The following is a 17,590-nucleotide window of genomic DNA, read 5'->3' as shown; positions in this document are numbered from 1 at the left end:
CGGTTCCGCCAGGGAAACGTGGCTGACAGGGGTCGACGTCAGACCGTCCTCCGCTTTCCTTTTCTTCCCGATGAATAATGTCTATACGAGGCGAAGGGTCGGCGCGAGTCCGTCGTCGGCGCCCGTATGGCGGAGGGGTCAACCTGGAGCAGCCATCGAAGACCGTCCTGATCTGCTCGTGCGAAGACACGATGCGTCTCGACGCGGCCACGATCCGGCGCGGATGCCCCAACTGCGACATCAAAGGCTTTCGTCATCTCTGCGGCGCCGAGCTCGATCACTTCCGCACGGCAGCCGCCGCTGGCGGCGCGCTGACGGTCGCTTGCACGCAGCAGGCCGCGCAGTTTGCTGATGAGGCCGGCGAACGGCCTGATGCGATCAGCTTCGTCAACATTCGCGAAACGGCCGGTTGGTCGCGAGATGGCGCACGGGCCGGTGCGAAGATGGCCGCCCTGCTCGCATCCGCCGCGGTCCCGCTCCCGGACTATCCGCTGGTCACCTTGTCGAGCGAGGGCGTGGTCCTGATCTACGGGCGCGACGAGGCCGCAATCGAGGCCGGCCGCTTGCTTGCCGATCACCTCGACGTCACGGTGATGCTGAAGCAGCTCGATGACACCGTACCGCCTGCTGCAACGGTCTTCCCTATCGTGAAGGGCACGATCCGCTCCGCGAAGGGACATTTCGGCGCCTTCAAGCTTGCGATCGACGATTATGCGCGTCCCCGTCCCTCCTCGCGCGATCGCTACGTGCTGGACGCACCGCGAAGCGGGGTCACCTCGCGCTGCGACATCGTGCTCGACGTTTCCGGCGGAATGCCGCTATTTCCCGCCCACGAACTGCGCGACGGCTATCTTCGCGCAGATCCGAACGATCCCGCCGCGGTGCTCCGCACCGTGCTGACCGCGCGTGATCTCGTCGGCAGCTTCGACAAGCCGAGATATGTAGACGTTACGCCCGGTCTTTGCGCCCATTCGCGCTCGAACCGCACGGGGTGCCATCGCTGCCTCGATCTCTGCCCGACCGGGGCGATCACGCCCGACGGCGATCATGTCGCAATCGATCCGAACATCTGCGCGGGCTGCGGCCAATGCGCCGCCGCCTGCCCGACCGGGGCTGCATCCTATGCGCTGCCGCCCGCCGATACGCAGCTACAAAGAATTCGAGCCATGCTGCTCACGTACCACGAGGCCGGTGGCACGAATGCAGTTCTGCTCTTTCATGACAGCCCGCACGGCACCTCGTTGATCGATGCCCTGGCGCGACACGGCGACGGCCTGCCGGCGAACGTGCTTCCCTTTGCCGTCAACGAACTCACGCAACTCGGGTTGGAGGCGATCGTCGGCGCCTTTGCCTATGGCGTATCGGCTGTACGGTTCCTGCTGCGTGCAAGACCACGCCATGATGTTACAGGACTGTCGCAGACGATCGGCATGGCCGAAGCGATCCTTGATGGCCTCGGCTTTGAGGGCCGCCGCGCCGCCACCATCGAAACGGATGATCCCGATGCCCTCGGCGAGCATTTGGCTGATATCGGCGCGCTCGCAGCGGTCGTAACCCCCGCGACCTTCAAGACCGTCGGCAAGCGGCGCGACCTTTTGCGCTTCGGGCTGAGCGAGTTGCACCGCCTGGCGCCGAAGCCGGTCGACGTGATTGTCCTGCCGCCCGGTGCGCCGATCGGCGCAATCAGCGTTGATATCAGCGGCTGTACGCTGTGCCTCTCTTGCGTCTCGGCCTGCCCGACCGGCGCGCTGCGCGACGATCCCGAGCGGCCCATGCTGAAGTTCGTCGAGGACGCCTGCGTGCAATGTGGCCTGTGCCAGAGCATCTGTCCGGAAAGCGTCATCAGCCTCAAGCCGCAGATCGATTTCCGGGCGGCCCGCGCTCCCGCCGCGATTATCAAGGAAGAGGAGCCCGCGCTCTGTGTCCGCTGCGGCACAGCCTTCGGCGTCAAGAGCACGATCGACCGCGTCGCCGCCAAGCTCGAAGGCCGGCACTGGATGTATCCGGCCGGCGACAAGCGGCTCGAAGCACTCAGGATGTGCGCAGACTGCCGCGTCATCGTCATGAGCGAACAGCAATTCGATCCGTTCAAGGGCGTTCCCGAACGAACGCCGCCGCGGACGACGGATGACTATCTGCGCCAGCGCGATGGCAAGGACTAGACGAAACTAACGGACATCTCCGCAGGGCCTGAAACCAGGGAAGCATCACCATGTCTCGTTTGATCACAGCTCTGTCGACGTGCGTGATCTCCATCGCTCTCGCCGGCGGAGTGGCCGAAACTGCCGCTCCTCCCCTCACCAAGGCGCAGAAGACCGTCGTTAAGCAAGCGATCGTCGCCTGCAAGGCCGAAACCAAGGGTAAGAAGGTCGCGTGGCTGTCGCGCCGGAAATACGTCAATCACTGCGTTGCGGAAGCGCTGAAGGAGCACCCCAACATCGACGTCATTCAGATCCTCAAGCAACATCCGGAGATGAGGGATCTCCCGATGGACAATTGGGACTCGATCTGAGGCCGCTATCGCGACGTCGCGCGGCCAAGGAAGTCGGTCAGCGCGCGCCGGTCCTCGGCCGAACCGATGCGCTGCTCCGGCATCTTGGTGCCGGGCGTGTAGGTGCTCGGTCCGACCTCGAACAGTCTTGCGACCGTCTCCGGCGTCCATACGATGTCCATGGTCTTCAGCGCATCGGAGAAGCGATAGCCCGGGAGCGATCCGATCTTGCGGCCATATAGTCCCGCAAGCGTCGGGCCCGCGCGCTGAACCTCCTTGTCCGACAGCGTGTGACAGGCAACACACGCCCGAAATACGTCGGCGCCATGATCGCCGGCATAGGCGGCGAGCGGATCGGCCAGTGTGCCGATCAGACCTGAGCCAACGGGATCGCCGGTGCGCGCATTCCAGCGCCTGATCCTGCCATCCGCGCCACCCGTCATCAGTGTCTCGCAATCCGGAAGGAAGGCAATCGACCACACCGGCCGCCCAGGCCCGACCAGCGTGCGTAGCAGGCTGCGCGACTTGCGATCGATGATCGCCACTGTTCCTCCAACGCCGGCCGCAGCAATCAGCTTGCCGTCCGCCGACATCGTCAAGGCCACCACCGGTGTAGGACTGGCCGCGACCTCGCCGCTGACCTTGCCCTCCGTGGTCAGTATCCGCAGCATGCCATCGACGGCGCCTGTGACGATTTCACCATCCGGCGCCACGGCCACGGCGTTGAGCGGCGCCGGCAACGCCACGACGTCGGGCTGGCCATCCGGCAAACGCCAGATGCGCAACGTAAGATCATAGCCAACGCTGACAATCGACCTGCCATCCTGCGTGAAAGCGACGTCGTTGACGTTCTGCGAATGCCCTTCGAGCACGCGCGACGCGCCGTCCGACAGCGACCAGAGCCGCACCGTCCGATCCCATGAAGCCGATGCGAGAAGCGCCCCCTCGGGAGAGACCGCAAGCGCGACGATCGGGCCCACATGTCCCTCGAATATCCGGTCCGGCTGCTGCCGGCCTGCCGTCCACACCGCAATTCGTGCATCGGCTCCGGCCGTGACCATGGCCCCGTCCTTCAGAAAAGCGACAGCGTTGACGGCATCAACATGATACCGCAGCACTTGCTCCGCCGTATCAGTCTTTAGCGACCAGCGAATGGCTGCTGTGTCGAAGCTGCCCGACAAAAGACCTTCCCCATCGGGGGAGATGGCGAGCGCCCGTACGGGGCCGCCATGTCCTGCCATGTCGGCGTGCACGGATGATACGGCAAAGATGGCCCACAAGGCTGCGGCGCCCCCCGCGCAGAAAGGTAGTCTCATTGACCCTCACCGCGTCACGTTCACGCTCTCAACATTGCCAGAAGAGCCGACGGAGATGAATATCCGAACCGATCTACTTGGGTGGCGCCGTCGTGGTTTTGGACGATCCTTGAGGCGCGGCCTGCATTCCGGGCGGACTCTGACCTTGGGGACTTTCGGCGGGCGCGCCACCCGAACCTGTAGTGATTGGACCCGTCCAGCCTTGCGGCTGTGGCTGGCCCTTCTCCTCGGGAGGGGTTGGTCCCGCAGATGAGTTGGTTTGCGCGGGTTGGGCGGAGGCGCTCTGGATGAAGCAGAGAGCCGCGAAGCACAAGATCGTTGTTGGCAATTTCACGTCGGATCCTCCGGTGCGCGTACTAAACTGGGCAACGCTGACTTCCGTTCCGGCGCGTGCATTGCAACAACCTGACTTCGCGCATCCTCCGCTTGAACGCCGGTGGTCCGGAGAATAGTCTCTGGCTCGTGACGTCAGGGACGACTGACATGCAGGAGCTCACGCGGCCATTTCTGCGGATGATGGCGCGGCTGCGCGCTCTGCGCGCGCTTGATGGGTCGCAAGATCCCATTTCCCGAGAAGCATCGCCCTTCCTGATCCTCGTTGCCACCGTGCTTGCGCTTCTTTTGGCGATATTGGAAGTCGACCAGAATAACGCGGTGCTTCAATCCCTCGGCTTGATGGGCGATGAATTTTCCGTCGATCCCATTTTCAAGAGCCCATAGGACCGCTTGTGCCTTGATGCGATCAACGAGTTTGCTCGCGGCAAGCCGTGTCGTATAAACACCTTGACGTTTCGACCGAAGGAGGCTGCGGATGAAGGCTTTTCTTCTTGGCTGCGTCGCTGCCATGGCGATCGCGATTGCGGGAATGGAGCTCTTGAATCGGATTCAGGAACCCGTCGCCCAAGCGTTTGCCACGACCGGCGTGCGTCTCTGAGGCACGTTGATTCCGGCAAGATTCAATCGCCCCACCTCTTCGACGTGAGTAGCATGGGCATACTAAGTGCGCATCGCCTTTTGTTGACGTGACCAATCCAAACCGGCGCTCCTTCATTTGCGAGGGCTACCAAGGCGCGTAACTCGGCGGAGGACAATTCGGCACACCGGGTTCAACGTAGCTGGAAGCGTGGCTTCCGCACAAACAGAAGCGCTCGCTAAGCACCTGCCGCCATTGGTTAGGCGGAATGTTCCGCGATTGCCCAAGAACGGATTAAGGTGAGCATTACGTCGACCCTCGAGGTCCCAACACTGTACCCATGCGACGCCATCAGACGCGCGCGCTCTGCAAAAACCGTTTGAAAATCAGTTGCTCAAACGGTTTTGCTCGCGAAGGCATTGAAATGGTGGGCGCACCAGGGCTCGAACCTGGGACCCGCTGATCAAGAGGCATGTGATTTGCCTGAAAAATCAATGGCCGTTCCGACAAATGGGTCGATAAGCGTGCATTGATGTCGCAATGGGTTTTCCCCTTGTCAGAATAGCGCCCCTCATCGGACTTCAGCCACACTACCCGACTGACTTAGCCGCGCACGAACCTGAACTGAAGGGTCCTCCGCTCTGCCGGATCGGGACCACGCTCGGCAATTCGATAACCCTCATGCGCCCGAACGAACGCCTGCTCGGAGATCCAATGGCGTACGTATCTCACAAGCTTATCTTTTGCCGCGACCGCTAGCCCCGGCCGTTGTCGCTCAGATAAGACGCTTGAATCTCTTGCCTGGGCTCCCCATCGCTGGTCGGAACACGATACCAAAACAACATGGCCGGTCGAACCGAGCAAAGCGACTTAATAGTCTCGAACGCATCGGGAACGGGTTGAAGAAGGCAGGCACGGAGTGAGGCTGCTTTAGTCGCGCCCCTTCTTTTCCCTCTCGTCTCCGCCGCTACCAACGCCTGAGGAGGTCGTGTTACCGCTGCCAAATCCAGATCGCGAACCTTCATCTCCGGAATGCGCGACCTTCGAGCCCTTTCCGCCAACCGCTCCCCCGCCGCCTCCACCGGAGCCGCCTGACGAATGCTCGTTGATCGAGTGCTCCTTGGTCGAGCGGTCTCGATCATTGTCGAAGAACGAACCACTGCGCCCGCTACCGCCGCCGCTTCCTCCTGCGTTGCGTCCGCCAGAATGTGCGATTGCCGTTGATGTCAATGATGTCGATAAGAGCAGGGTCATCGCTGGCGGAGTTACTGCAGCAAACCTGCCGCACGATTTTAAGAATTCCCGGCGATCTCCGTCGTCTTCTATCTTGGGCATGGCGTCCTTCCCTTCCACGAGCGCACTTAAATTAAACAACTTTAAATTAATTTGAACCAATTAATTGTTTCTAATTGTTTCAATCACGAAAAGTTTTGCCCTGACATTGCTATCAGGGGTAGTAACCATGGGTTTGATGCGTACGACCGCGAGTTCTGCGATGCTTGCATCGTTTCCTTGAAGTTGACCTCGGTCGTTTCGGATATGCATATGCATTCCTCGACCCTCGATCCTGCCGGTCGATCGCCGACCCCGGCATTTGCTCGGTGCTATCTGCGGCAAGTATTGGCGCACGGGCCAGACGGGATCAGCCCGCCCGTTCCCTTCAAGCAGGTCGAGATCGGGCCTGACCTCTTTCGAGGCCGCCTGCCGCATCGGCCTTGAGGGTTTGGTCTCCAAACACCGCGGCGGTCGGCAGAAGCACTGCTGCCAGGCCCGGCTCTAGTACCAGTAAAAGTAAGCGAGACATCCTGCCAAGGCTACGCACCAGCCGTATCAGGCAAGCTACTGCTTCAAGGTAGGCTGGGCATAGTGGTCGCGAACCTGGCGATAGTAGGTGTCGCTCGTGTGCTCCAACCTCGATGCAACCCACGTCGATTCGTCTTTCAATTGGTGGCCCCTCAGCCTGCTTGCAAGCTATAGAGGTGAACAGGGTCTTTGCAACCTCGCAGCATGTGCCTTCCTTCACTTGTGAAGGCGTTGGCTACGTCGACGCGGCCCTCAGCAATGAGCGACTCAATGAATTCGGCGGTGACGAGTACAGTCGCGTTGAGAGCCCGACAGTACGCCTCCACACGGCTAGCAATGTTCACAGTGTCACCAACCACTGTGAATTCCAGCTGCTGATCGGTGCCGATATCACCTTGCACAACCTCACCCCAATGAATACCAACCGCGACGCGAATGGCCTTGTCGGGATTGTTGACGCGCTGTGCATTCCACTGACTAACACGATCCCGGATTCGCATTGCACAAAGCGCCGCGTTCGTTGCGTCTTCGTTGCTGGCATGAGGCGGACCAAATACGGCCATCAGACCGTCTCCGAGGAATTTATCGATCGAGCCTTCGTGGAAAAATACCGCTTCGCCAAGCAAATTTAATAACTCGCGTAAGAATGCGATGACCTCATCGGGCGCCTTCCCAGACGAATAAGCGGTAAACTCGACAACATCTGCAAATAACACCGCTGCATTCTCACGACACGCCGCAGAATGGGGCACATCGATCCGAACAAGCTGCTCCACAATTTTTGGAGAGAAGAAGCGTGCCAGGTTCTCACGTTCTCGATTAAGTTCGGCAAGATTCTGGCTTGCCGATCGGTTCTTGATCACCAGAGCGGTCGTTATTGCGATCGATACAAAGCTGACAAATAACCTCAACGGCGCCGCGCCGACAAACGTGAACCCATGCGTTAGCAGATAGCTGAGCGCGGTCAATGCCACGCATGAAATCCCGCTAAATAATATACCTGCGCATTCAAGATTATGTACGCCAATCAGAATCGCGGCCACGTACAAAGAGGCCACAGCAAAGTGGAGAGATGAGATAGTATCGACGAGGAAGATGCATACCGCCAGCACGACTCCGAAGATCAGCGATTGCGAGCGTGGAGAGTGGAACATGCTAGCTGCTCCTGGCGACTTTCCGGGAGTCATGCGGGGCTTCTTGCAATACTCCGGAAGATCGGGCGCCTTGCGGGATGATTGGTCAGAACTGCTCGACGTCCAGTCCGAAATCATAACCGAGCCCTCGAATGGTTCGAATGATCCTTGACATACTCGGGGCGGCCTCTAGCTTCCGCCGCAGCCGAAGCGCCTGCACATCAATACTCTAGTCGAAGTCGGTGACCTCGTTGGCGTGACCGCAGGGATTGTGGGGCGATTAGACGACCCGCGCGTCAGACTACCGACGGTGCGGATTTAGACCATGAGCAATTTTCGTTCGCGCCCTCAACTGTAACTAATGATAAATCATCCGCCTCGTCAGATCACAGGTGTCGCGAGCAGCTCGTTCAGATTGGCGTCAAGCTGCGCAAGCAGCTCGGGGGCGACGCCAAACAGGCCGAGATGTCCGCAGATGCTTTTCAGCAGACGGAACTGGCTACCCGGGATCAGCCGTTGCTCTACCTCGCAGGTCGCTTGGCGGAAAGAACATGTCGTGACTAACCGGCATCACGTAAGTCTTCGCCTTGATACGGCCGAGCGCCCGACGCGAGATCGCCACCGGCGTTGCGGCTCTCGTTGCCAAGGCCCAAGCCATCGCCAGAAGATCGTTCGGATCCATCGGCGCTAAGTATCCGATCATAACGGTATCGACGAAGGCCTGCATCGAGTCGAAGCCGCTGCGCTGGAGAAGGCCGCTGCAGCTAGTGATGTGAACGGCCTTGTCGAGCGTTTGGGAGGCCTCGCCGATTCCCGAAATCGCCTTCGCGCGAGACCTGAGAGAGAGATGACAAGCATGAAGTCCATGACGAGGAGTCTGATCACAAAAGGACGTGACGAGCCATATGGTTGACAGGGGCATGTGTCTTCCAAGCACGATTTGAATTCGCTGACGTGAATGAAGCTAAGGCTCTGGAAGCTGGATGTCGTGAGCCGCGTGCGCCATTTCACCCGTACTGGCACGCACCGCTCATCGCCACGTCACCAACCCGGCGATGGGTGAAGTTCACCTTCCCGCCTTGGTGACGATTGCGGCCATCGGCGGTGCAGAGGCGGCGTACCCAGTTGAAGGGGAGCGCCGCGCGCCGTCCAAGCTAGCTGGACACTGCCGACCGAAAGGAGATCACCAAGGCACTGGCTGCAAAGGTGACGAGGCAGACCGAGAATCTGACGAGCCGAAGGAGGAAATGGGCAAACTTACCGTCTTCGAAAAGCATATGCTTGCTTCGCTCGATCGTCGGGACCAAGCCACTGATCGCCGCGATCGCGGCTTGAGCCACACTCCCTCCCCGCCATCCGGATGTGTCCCGCTGAAAGCCGTTTTTACACGGCCAAGACCCAAAGCGGGCATTGGCTTGCTTGTGGAAGTTTTTTCGCCTGCGGGGCAGGCGGCGCCACGCTCCGCGACCAAGACGCGCGCATCCATCGGGCTATTCGGCGTGTTCCTCACCTTCGGGATCGCCGCCCATTGTTGCGTCGGCTCGCGCCGGCCAAACGACGCGCTTGTCGCGTCGCTCCGTCGACGGCCTTTCGACACAGCCAATCTCGGCGCGGAATTGTGCGTTGTCGCTACCGGTGGCACCTGTTCCGGCGGCGCCAGGAGCGGTGCCGAAACGCCGTCGAAATCCGCGCGCAAAATACGTGTAATCGCGAAAGCCGCAAGCGTATGCAATATCGCTGAGGGGCTGACCTGTCTTCATCAACGCGCGGCGTTCGATCAGACGCGCCGCGTGATCCAGACGGGCTGAACATATGTGGTGACGGCATGTCGAACCACGGACCGTGAACAACTTCTGCAAATAGCGTAGCGAAATTCCCGCCTCGGCAGCCACCTCGCGCGGAGAGATGTCCGGATCGGCAAAGCGGTTCTTTATGATGTGGCAGGCACGCATAAACAGCTCATCGTTGTGGCGTGAGCCGAGCGGCGCGGGCAGTGCAAACAGTGCGCCGAGGAGATCATAGACCACCAGAGGCATGAATCTATCGACCGATGCGAATGCTTGTTCTGCTTCGCTGACTGGCTCAAGAGCGAGTTGACAGAGCAGACGCGACGCTTGCGCCTGCCTGCGGCCGCACGCGCCACCTTGTGGTTCGAAGCCGAGATGCGCAACCAGGTTTTGGCGCGGCAATTGCAGACTAAGCCATCGCGCGTTCCGGTGCTCGGCGTCCGGGACGAATGTTACAGGTCTTGTGGAATCGAGCAGGACGACATCGCCAGCGGCGACATTTACGACTCGGTCGTCCTGGATGATTATCGATCCGCCTGTGAGCTGGACCACCGCGTAATAATACTCCATGCTGTCACGGCGAATATCAGATCCCGTACGCTCAACGCGAGTCGTGTTGCAGGTGAGATCCGTTGCAACGAATCCCAAGACGCGCCGCGTGCGCACCTTGCCGGCGAAGATGTTGGCTTCGAAAGCAGGACTAAACCATCCCCAGTCCTTGCGCAGCGCAGCTCGGAAACCGTCGTAGTCCAATTTTGGAGCGCTGAGAAAATCGTCGTTTGGGTGCACTATCGACTCCATGGGGCAACAATCTTGGAAGCCTGATGGTATGGTTGGTAACGGCCCGCGCCGAAGCCACAGGCGACGGCCGATATACCTAGCGTGTCGAGACAGGCGCGCTCAACTCTGCGTCAAGCCAAGTCACGCCTCCGAGATCGGGTCAGCGTCGCCGTGAGCGTGCCGGGCGGTGCGCGCCAGTACGGACGATTGGGCGCGATCTGCTCACGACACCTGACGTCGCACCGCTTAGTTTCGATCTTGGCAGTCACGCGCTGCAGAGATGGAGAAACGAATGGAAGTTTCCAAGCACTGTCGATCAAGAGTCTAGGCAATTCTGCGTCAATCCAGTGGCATTCCTGGCGAGTGTGACGCCTCAATACATCACCGGCTCGCCGTTTACCGCCGACAGCAGCGCGAACGCGTAGACCTCGAAAAGGGACCGGTGGACATAGACCTCACCCGGCCGGCCGTCCCGGTACTCCTCAGCCTCGATGCCTTACATTTTCATCTCGCAACCCAAAGGAAATCGCTATGTCGATCCGTAGCATGCTTGTTGCCGCAGCACTCACCTCAGCCTCTCTCTATGCCGCCCACGCCGATGGCCTGCGTCCGATGAGTGCCATAAGCATCGACCTTGGCGACGTGTCTGGTGCTGCCTACTACACCGTCGGGCGCGACGGATTCCATGTTGTCACGACCCTTGCACAGGGCATGGCGGGAACGCCGATCCGTGTCGTATCTGTTCTTGCACCGGGTCAGAGTTTGGCATTCTCAACACCGCGCCACGAAGGCGCGGTCGAAATCAGCCGGAACGGCGACAGCGTGCTCGTCCGCAAGGTGAAATCAGTCTCGAACTAGATTTTCCGGCCAGTTGCCGCCTCTCATGATGATTCCAATGCGGGAAAGCGGCGGAGATGGACGCAATACCGCCGGCCGGCCCGCCTCAGCGCGCTTCAGCCCCTGCGCGCTACAGGCTTTGCAGCGCAACCCAACGGAGATCGCTATGTCGACAATCGGACGAAACGATCAAATGAAGATTCTCTTCGTCTCGACCCCGGGGACTGGCCACCTCAATCCGCTTCTGGCGATCGGCCGGATCTTGAACGCAGAGGGCCACGAACTTGCCTGTTTGACTGGGACCTCCTTGCGTAACCGTGTCGAACGGTTCGGAGCAAAATTCTATCCGCTCCCCGAAGAGGCGGATATGACCGCGCGGGACGTCATCACGTCCGACGCGATGAAGGCCGTACCACCCGGGCCACAATGGTTGCGCATAGTAGTCGAGCGCTTCTTCATCGATACCATTCCCGCCCAGTACAGCGCCGTGCAAACTGTCCTGCGGGAATTCCCTGCCGAGATCATCATTGGCGACGATATGTTTTTCGGTGTCCTGCCCATGCTGGTCGAACCGCGATCGAAACGCTTTCCTATTGTTCTTTGCGGTACATCCATCTTGCACTGGCAACGCAAGGACAAAGCCCCGACTTTTGCGGGTTTGCCGCCCGCGGCCACCCAAGCGCAGCTCGACGAATATGCTGCCTTCGCGCGAGAACACGACAAGATCGTCGACGGGCCTCTCGGCCTTTGCGTCAATCGGTACCTGAAGGACCTCGGCGTTGGACCGCTGTCCAAGCCTCTCTTCGAATCGGTCGTAGAGCTTGCAGATGCCTATATGCAATTGACCGTGCCGCGTTTTGAGTTTCCGCGCGATATCCCTTCTTCCGTGACTTTTATTGGCGTCCCTCCGATTGTACCTAATCAGGTCCCGCTGCCGGTGTGGGCGCACCAACTGGACGGCTCGCGCAAGGTCGTGCTTGTGACGCAGGGTACGGTGGCAAACCACGATTTCAACCTTTTGATCGCGCCGGCGCTCGCGGGACTCGCGAACGAACCAGACTTGCTTGTGGTCGCCACAGCGGGCGGTCGCGCGTTCGACGACATTCCTGGCCCAATTCCCGACAATGCACGTCTCGCCAGCTATCTGCCGTTCGAGTGGCTTCTACCTAAGGTCGATGTGCTCGTCACCAATGGCGGATACGGGAGTGTCAACCAGGCGATGAGCTTTGGAATTCCGCTTGTGACCGCAGGGTTGACGGAAGACAAGGCGGACGTGAACGTGCGTGTGGCATGGTCCGGCGTCGGAATCAATCTTGCTACCAACAACCCGACACCGCAAGCATTGCGCGAGGCCGTGCGGGTCGTACTCGACAAACCGGACTATCGTTCGGCTGCCTCAGCCATGGCCGACGAGTTCAAGACGATCGACACTCGTTCCGAGATCCTGCGGATCATCAATCAAGTTCGGCAAGGCTCGAATGACATAAGCGACCCTGGCGGCACCACGATCGCCAAGCAAGGCCGACGTACCGCCGCCAATCAATGATTTGATTCCACTTTCGGGAAAGATGGAAAAGCTGTTTCTTCCGTCTTTCACCTGGGAGGCCATCGATTTCTCCGCGGACAAGCTCCGTATCTGGCGATATGGAACAAGGAACGTATCGGATATTCAACCCATGCGTATTCAACCTGCGTCGTTTGCTTTCACGCTATTGCTTGGCCTTCTTGCCTCGGTTCCGTATTCAGGCATTGACATGAGCTTACCGGCACTGGCGTCGCTCTCGGCGCGCGGCCCGCAAGTGTCGGCTTTACGATGAGCGTCTTTATGCTCAGCCTGGCGACGGCGCCGCTTGTCTATGGGCCAGTATCCGATCGGTACGGTCGCAGGCCCGTCGTTGTATTCGGTGTCGCGCTCTTTGTCGTCGGCAGTCTCGCTTGCGCGCTGTCCCAATCATTGCCGGTGCTGCTCGTGTGCCGCTTCAGCCAAGGCTGCGGCGCGGCCAGTACGACGGTGACATTTGCGATCATCCGCGACCTATTTGAGGGTGATAATGCGCGCGCGAAGATGGCCAACGTCGTCATTGCCGTAAATGCCGCTACCGTGATCGCACCGACCGCAGGCGCGGCTCTCCTGGCGCTGGGCAGCTGGCGCCTGATTTACACGATTCAATTCGTAATGGGTCTGGGTTTGCTAATCGCATTGGTCACAGGCTTTGCCGAAAGTGCAAAGATCGGAAGGACCGGTCAGACCGACTGCCTAGCACCATCAATCATTGGCCGCGGCTATCTTCATGTCCTGACGCATCCGATCTCGTCCGTATACATTCTGGTCGGTGCAGCCGCCGGCGGGACCGTTATGGCTTATGTCACAGGGTCCGCTCTGTTCTTCATCAACGGCATGGGGCTACGGCCTGACCAGTATGGTCTGATTTTCAGTGCATGTTCCGGATCAGTAATGGCCGGGGCTTTCCTCGATCGGCGGCTGGCCGCTTGGCACTCCTCACCAACTTATGTGCTGATGACGAGCTTGACGGTCTCTGCGACGGCGTCAGGGTTGTTCCTCGCCACGACATTGGTCGGCTGGGTATCGCTACCGCTTACCGTTTCACTTCTTGTCGCCGTTGCCGTTGCCTTCGGATTGAGCATTTCGAACATCATCAGCGCGGCGATGCATCCGTTGCCACAGATCGCCGGTGCCGTAAGCGCTGTGTCCGGAAGCATTCAGATGATGGCAGGCGCCATCTCGAGCGGGCTCGTAGCGTGTCTTTACGACGGACGATCAGCGCTATCGATGGCCGCGGTCATGACATCGTGTTCCCTTCTTGCGCTGGCATCATATCTGCTGATTGCCCGTCCCGCCGAGCGTCGCGGTTTTGCAAGTTAGCGTCACGCCCGCGCCGGGCGAGAATTTCCCTGAAGCGTAGGCCCCGCCCAGGGCATGTACAGCCAATGGCGGAAGGTCCTCTGCGTTGAAGATGCTCGAAGTCTCCCGCGCTTCCCTGTGACGGGTAGACCTGACCCGTCCAGCGCTGCCGCTGACCGCAACTCATCACCCAAGGCGGACCTTACGCCTCACATTGGCACGGCGCGCACCAAGCGGTGCGCGCTAGTACGGAAAATTGGGCGCGACCGTCTCACGACACCTAAGGTCCACACGCCTAGCTTCCGATCTCGTGAATGGCGAGTATCGCCAAGGCCTAACAAGGAGAACTCAAATGCCTCTGTGGCATATTTATCATCCGGAAGATGCGTACTCAGCCGAGGACAAGTGCGCCCTAGCGACGCGTATCACAGACCTCTACGCGGATGTGGGCTTGCCCAGGTTCTATGCAAGCGTTGTCTTTCACGAGTTGCCGAAGAACTCGTTCTTTGTCGGCGGAAAGGCAACGAACGATTTTGTCAGGATTTGGATTGACCAGATTGCTCGCGCAACTGCTCCTGAGCGGCGCGCGTGGTGGCTGGATCGCGTCAACAGGACGCTCGATCCCTTCGCACGCGAGCGGGGTCTTCGCTGGGAGGTTCATATTGACGAAACGCCAATCGATTTCTGGACCATCCAAGGGATGAAGCCGCCGCCCCCCGATTCTGGGGCTGAAAAGCACTGGGTCAGAGAGGACCGCCCGTCGGCATATACCTGAGTGTGGGCGCAACCTTCAGCGAGCTGATCGCGGCGATGGCTATCAATCCGTGCACCACCGGCTCTACCAGGCAAATAATCCTGCCAGCCTAATCGTACGGTTTGTAACTGTCTGCGCCGAAGCTACGGACAGGCGTTGATCAGCCTAGCGCGGCCCACAATAAGTCCTGCTCACCTCTGCGTCCCGCCAAATTACGCTGCCGAGATCTTGGCTGTCACGCGTTGCGGAATTTGGCAACGGCGATTTCGCACCTAGCATCATGGGAACTGAAAAATGTCTACATCCATGCAAGAGGGGCCAACCCATCGGTCGGCCTCCGCCCTCGCCTCGCTTGTCACACGGAGCCTCGTGCTCGGTTACGGGACGCTCGCCTATCTCATCTTTCTCGGCACGATCCTATACGCTATCGGTTTCGTGTCGCAGTTACTGGTGCCGAAGACAATCGATAGTGGTACCGCGAACTCCCGTCTGCATGCTCTGATTGTCGACCTTGCGCTGATGTCGCTCTTCGCTGTCCAGCACAGCGGCATGGCGCGACAAGGCTTCAAGAAGCTGTCTGCGAGCGTCGCCTCGCCTGCGCTCGAACGCAGCTCTTATGTACTGCTGGCGAGCTTGACGCTTCTGCTACTGTTCTGGCAGTGGGAGCCAATCACGGCGGTCGTTTGGCAAATCAAGACGCCTGCGCTTGTCTCTGCCGCGATTGCCGGGGGCTTTCTCGGTTGGCTGATCGTGCTTTACAGCACGTTCCTGATCAGCCATTTCGAGCTGTTCGGCTTGACGCAGGTGGTCACTCATTTCACGGGCCGGATCGCCGAGCCGATCAAGTTCAAGACGCCCGGCCTCTATCGGGTGATCCGGCACCCTATCTATCTCGGCTTCATCATCGCTTTCTGGTCGACGCCGACCATGACGTTGGGCCATCTGCTATTTGCGGCGGTGACGACAACTTACATCTTTGTCGGTATCTGGCTCGAAGAGCGCGATCTTGCCGCGTTGTTCGGCGAGGAATACCGCCGCTATAAGCAAACGGTCGCCATGTTGCTGCCTGGCCTGTTCTGAACATAAGTGGCGCCATCCTCGCACACTGCATTGGGACGTGCAGTGTGCCTATAGCATTCCGGCGTACGTTTTCGGTGGCACTGATTGTCATGCAAATCGCGCTGTTCACGACAACAGAGAAGGCGGCGACAAGATTATTGTATCTGGAGCGCACCACGCAGGGCGCGTGAGTGCAGCTGATTGGGCGCGATCACCTCACGACACCTGGGACCCGGCTGGTTAGGTTCTGACCTTGACGGTCATGCGTTGCAGCGATCGGAGACAAGGAACGGAAGCTTCCAATCGTTGTCACTTGGGGCCGTCGGCGAGATGGATCGGCCTGCCATTGCTATGGAGGCTCGCTCCGGCCGATCGGAGTAAACGCTTAGCGAAAGGATGAAACCATGAGTGATAACGAGACCACGGTGCCAACGGGAGTATCTCTGACCCACTTGGATCCCGTTTTTCGCGAACGGCCGAACGAATATCTCGATATGCTGAGGTCGCGGGAGCCGGTGCACCGGGACCGAATGTTCGATCGGGTGGTGCTGACCCGTGCGGTCGATGTCGATGCCGCTATGAATAATCGCAAGCTGGCCTCCGATCCGCGGAAATCCCGCTCGGGTTCGTTCTCTCGGGCCCAACTGACGGTGGATAAGACATTTCGGCCGCTCATACTGCATATGGACGACCCGGATCACAAGCGCTTGCGCAATCTGGTCGCGAAGGCATTCAACCAGGTCGCGGTCGATGCCATGCGCCCGCGTATCACCAGGGTCGCATGCGACTTGCTGGATGATATCGACGATCCATCCTGCTTCGATATTATGGACGCTTATGCCCGACCGTTGCCGACGATAGTCATCGCGCTGATGTTGGGCGTCGATACCGCCCGCAGCGACGACTTCAAGCGGTCGTCTGACGGCATAATGCAGATGTTCAGCCCGCAGCGCACGCCGGAGCAGCAGGCCATCCTGGCATCCTGCAATGCTGCTCTCTCCGGCTACCTCACTGAGGTGATCCGAAAGCGCCGTAAGGAACGTCGGGCCGATCTGATCAGCCGCCTGATCGACGCCGAAGAGGACGGCGAGCAACTCGACGAGGCGGAGATCATAGACGTTTGCCATAGTTTGCTCTTGGCAGGCAACGTGACGACAACCGACCTTATCGGTAACGCAGTGTTGGCGCTCCTGCAGCATCCCAGCGAACTCAGCAAACTGCTCGCTGAGCCAAACCTGGTCCGTAGCGCCGTCGAGGAAGTGTTGCGCTATGACACGCCGGTTATGCAAGGCACTCGGATCGCAACCGAAGCAATGCAGATCGGCGGGTGTCCGATCGCCGCAGGGCAGACCATCAATGCCATGCTCTATGCAGCGAATCATGACCCAGCGGCCCATCCCAATCCAAAGCGGTTTGACATCGAACGGCCAGATAAACGTCACATCTCATTTGGCGGCGGCGCCCATTTCTGTCTTGGCGCACCATTGGCCCGGGCCGAGGCGCAGATCGCCCTTTCGATGCTTTTCGAGCAGTTCCCGAAGCTCCGCCTGAGAGCCGAGCGCCGCCTGGAGCGGCGGGCGGTGCTGAACTTCAATGGGCTAGCAGCGCTTTGGGTGCGTGCTGACTAGCACCGCTTGATGGCCGAGGCGCATCCGCGGCAGTGCGGTCCATCGCATCCGGAACGCACAGGGGCCGCAACCTGATCGGTACATGTCCGTTCGCCACCCCAACAGAGACCTTTTCCAGCAATATCGACACGAAGCGGTCATGCCGAATGAGCTGACCATAGTCTGCTCATGAGAGCAGCGAAAGGGACCCGGGGCGGCAACGACCTTTGGAAAACTCCCGATCCAT

Annotated in this window: 16 protein-coding genes and 1 pseudogene; 11 read left to right on the top strand and 6 right to left on the bottom strand. The window is 59.6% G+C overall.

The features are described from left to right. Window positions 1-191 precede the first annotated feature (191 nt). Together NLM27_RS04120 and NLM27_RS04115 are read left to right on the top strand one after the other, a co-directional pair. Window positions 192-2,162: a 4Fe-4S binding protein gene (locus tag NLM27_RS04120; protein ID WP_254142130.1), complete on the top strand. Its 1,971-nt coding sequence runs from the start codon at window positions 192-194 to the stop codon at window positions 2,160-2,162. 50 nt (window positions 2,163-2,212) lie between these two features. Further along, the gene (locus NLM27_RS04115) at window positions 2,213-2,512 is read left to right on the top strand and encodes a hypothetical protein (protein ID WP_254142129.1); all 300 of its coding nucleotides are present in this window, start codon (window positions 2,213-2,215) and stop codon (window positions 2,510-2,512) included. Window positions 2,513-2,517: 5 nt separating this feature from the next. Here the strand turns inward: NLM27_RS04115 and NLM27_RS04110 are convergent, their stop codons facing one another. Continuing rightward, window positions 2,518-3,732 carry a c-type cytochrome gene (locus NLM27_RS04110; RefSeq protein ID WP_375142313.1) on the bottom strand — a complete coding sequence of 405 codons (1,215 nt, stop codon included), beginning with the start codon at window positions 3,730-3,732 and terminating at the stop codon, window positions 2,518-2,520. Window positions 3,733-4,290: 558 nt separating this feature from the next. Here NLM27_RS04110 and NLM27_RS04105 point away from each other — a divergent pair. Both NLM27_RS04105 and NLM27_RS43515 read left to right on the top strand, forming a co-directional pair. Next, window positions 4,291-4,527: a hypothetical protein gene (locus tag NLM27_RS04105; RefSeq protein ID WP_254142127.1), complete on the top strand. Its 237-nt coding sequence runs from the start codon at window positions 4,291-4,293 to the stop codon at window positions 4,525-4,527. 91 nt (window positions 4,528-4,618) lie between these two features. Continuing rightward, window positions 4,619-4,741 (top strand): hypothetical protein, encoded by a 123-nt coding sequence (locus NLM27_RS43515; RefSeq protein WP_256569925.1) that lies wholly within the window; start codon window positions 4,619-4,621, stop codon window positions 4,739-4,741. A 1,020-nt stretch (window positions 4,742-5,761) separates the two neighbouring features. On the opposite strand, the pseudogene NLM27_RS43945 reads toward NLM27_RS43515, so the two are convergent. The 5 genes and pseudogenes from NLM27_RS43945 to NLM27_RS04080 all read right to left on the bottom strand — a co-directional run. Beyond that, window positions 5,762-6,055: pseudogene (locus NLM27_RS43945) on the bottom strand (hypothetical protein); the annotation flags it as partial. A 620-nt stretch (window positions 6,056-6,675) separates the two neighbouring features. Next, the gene (locus NLM27_RS04095) at window positions 6,676-7,677 is read right to left on the bottom strand and encodes an adenylate/guanylate cyclase domain-containing protein (RefSeq protein WP_254142126.1); all 1,002 of its coding nucleotides are present in this window, start codon (window positions 7,675-7,677) and stop codon (window positions 6,676-6,678) included. A gap of 85 nt (window positions 7,678-7,762) precedes the next feature. Then, a complete protein-coding gene (locus NLM27_RS04090; protein WP_375142227.1) occupies window positions 7,763-7,876 on the bottom strand; it encodes a winged helix-turn-helix domain-containing protein in 114 nt (37 codons plus the stop codon). Window positions 7,877-8,155: 279 nt separating this feature from the next. After that, window positions 8,156-8,578 (bottom strand): hypothetical protein, encoded by a 423-nt coding sequence (locus NLM27_RS43735; protein WP_305887594.1) that lies wholly within the window; start codon window positions 8,576-8,578, stop codon window positions 8,156-8,158. A 568-nt stretch (window positions 8,579-9,146) separates the two neighbouring features. Next, window positions 9,147-10,232: a helix-turn-helix domain-containing protein gene (locus NLM27_RS04080; RefSeq protein WP_254142125.1), complete on the bottom strand. Its 1,086-nt coding sequence runs from the start codon at window positions 10,230-10,232 to the stop codon at window positions 9,147-9,149. A 522-nt stretch (window positions 10,233-10,754) separates the two neighbouring features. On the opposite strand from NLM27_RS04080, the gene NLM27_RS04075 reads away from it, so the two are divergent. The 7 genes from NLM27_RS04075 (at window position 10,755) to NLM27_RS04045 (ending at window position 17,364) form a co-directional block, all read left to right on the top strand. Next, window positions 10,755-11,081: a hypothetical protein gene (locus NLM27_RS04075; RefSeq protein WP_254142124.1), complete on the top strand. Its 327-nt coding sequence runs from the start codon at window positions 10,755-10,757 to the stop codon at window positions 11,079-11,081. 172 nt (window positions 11,082-11,253) lie between these two features. Continuing rightward, window positions 11,254-12,606, top strand: a complete 1,353-nt coding sequence (locus NLM27_RS04070) for a glycosyltransferase (protein WP_254142123.1) — start codon at window positions 11,254-11,256, stop codon at window positions 12,604-12,606. Between the two features lie 22 nt (window positions 12,607-12,628). After that, window positions 12,629-12,877 carry a hypothetical protein gene (locus NLM27_RS04065; RefSeq protein WP_254142122.1) on the top strand — a complete coding sequence of 83 codons (249 nt, stop codon included), beginning with the start codon at window positions 12,629-12,631 and terminating at the stop codon, window positions 12,875-12,877. Next, on the top strand, window positions 12,874-13,944 hold the full coding sequence (locus tag NLM27_RS04060; protein ID WP_254142121.1) for an MFS transporter: 1,071 nt from the start codon (window positions 12,874-12,876) through the stop codon (window positions 13,942-13,944). Before NLM27_RS04065 ends, NLM27_RS04060 begins: the two co-directional genes overlap by 4 nt. A gap of 331 nt (window positions 13,945-14,275) precedes the next feature. Further along, complete coding sequence (locus NLM27_RS04055) at window positions 14,276-14,698, top strand: tautomerase family protein (protein WP_254142120.1); 423 nt, start codon at window positions 14,276-14,278, stop codon at window positions 14,696-14,698. A 273-nt stretch (window positions 14,699-14,971) separates the two neighbouring features. Beyond that, entirely contained in the window at window positions 14,972-15,757 is a 786-nt protein-coding gene (gene mddA / locus NLM27_RS04050) for a methanethiol S-methyltransferase (RefSeq protein WP_254142119.1), read from the top strand. Window positions 15,758-16,140: 383 nt separating this feature from the next. Beyond that, entirely contained in the window at window positions 16,141-17,364 is a 1,224-nt protein-coding gene (locus NLM27_RS04045; RefSeq protein ID WP_254142118.1) for a cytochrome P450, read from the top strand. Window positions 17,365-17,590 lie beyond the last annotated feature (226 nt).

It is taken from the genome of Bradyrhizobium sp. CCGB12 (assembly GCF_024199845.1).
In the GTDB taxonomy this organism is placed as follows: Bacteria; Pseudomonadota; Alphaproteobacteria; order Rhizobiales; family Xanthobacteraceae; genus Bradyrhizobium.
Note: the sequence above shows the minus strand (reverse complement) of the source record. Positions and strands in the feature narration are given on the sequence as shown.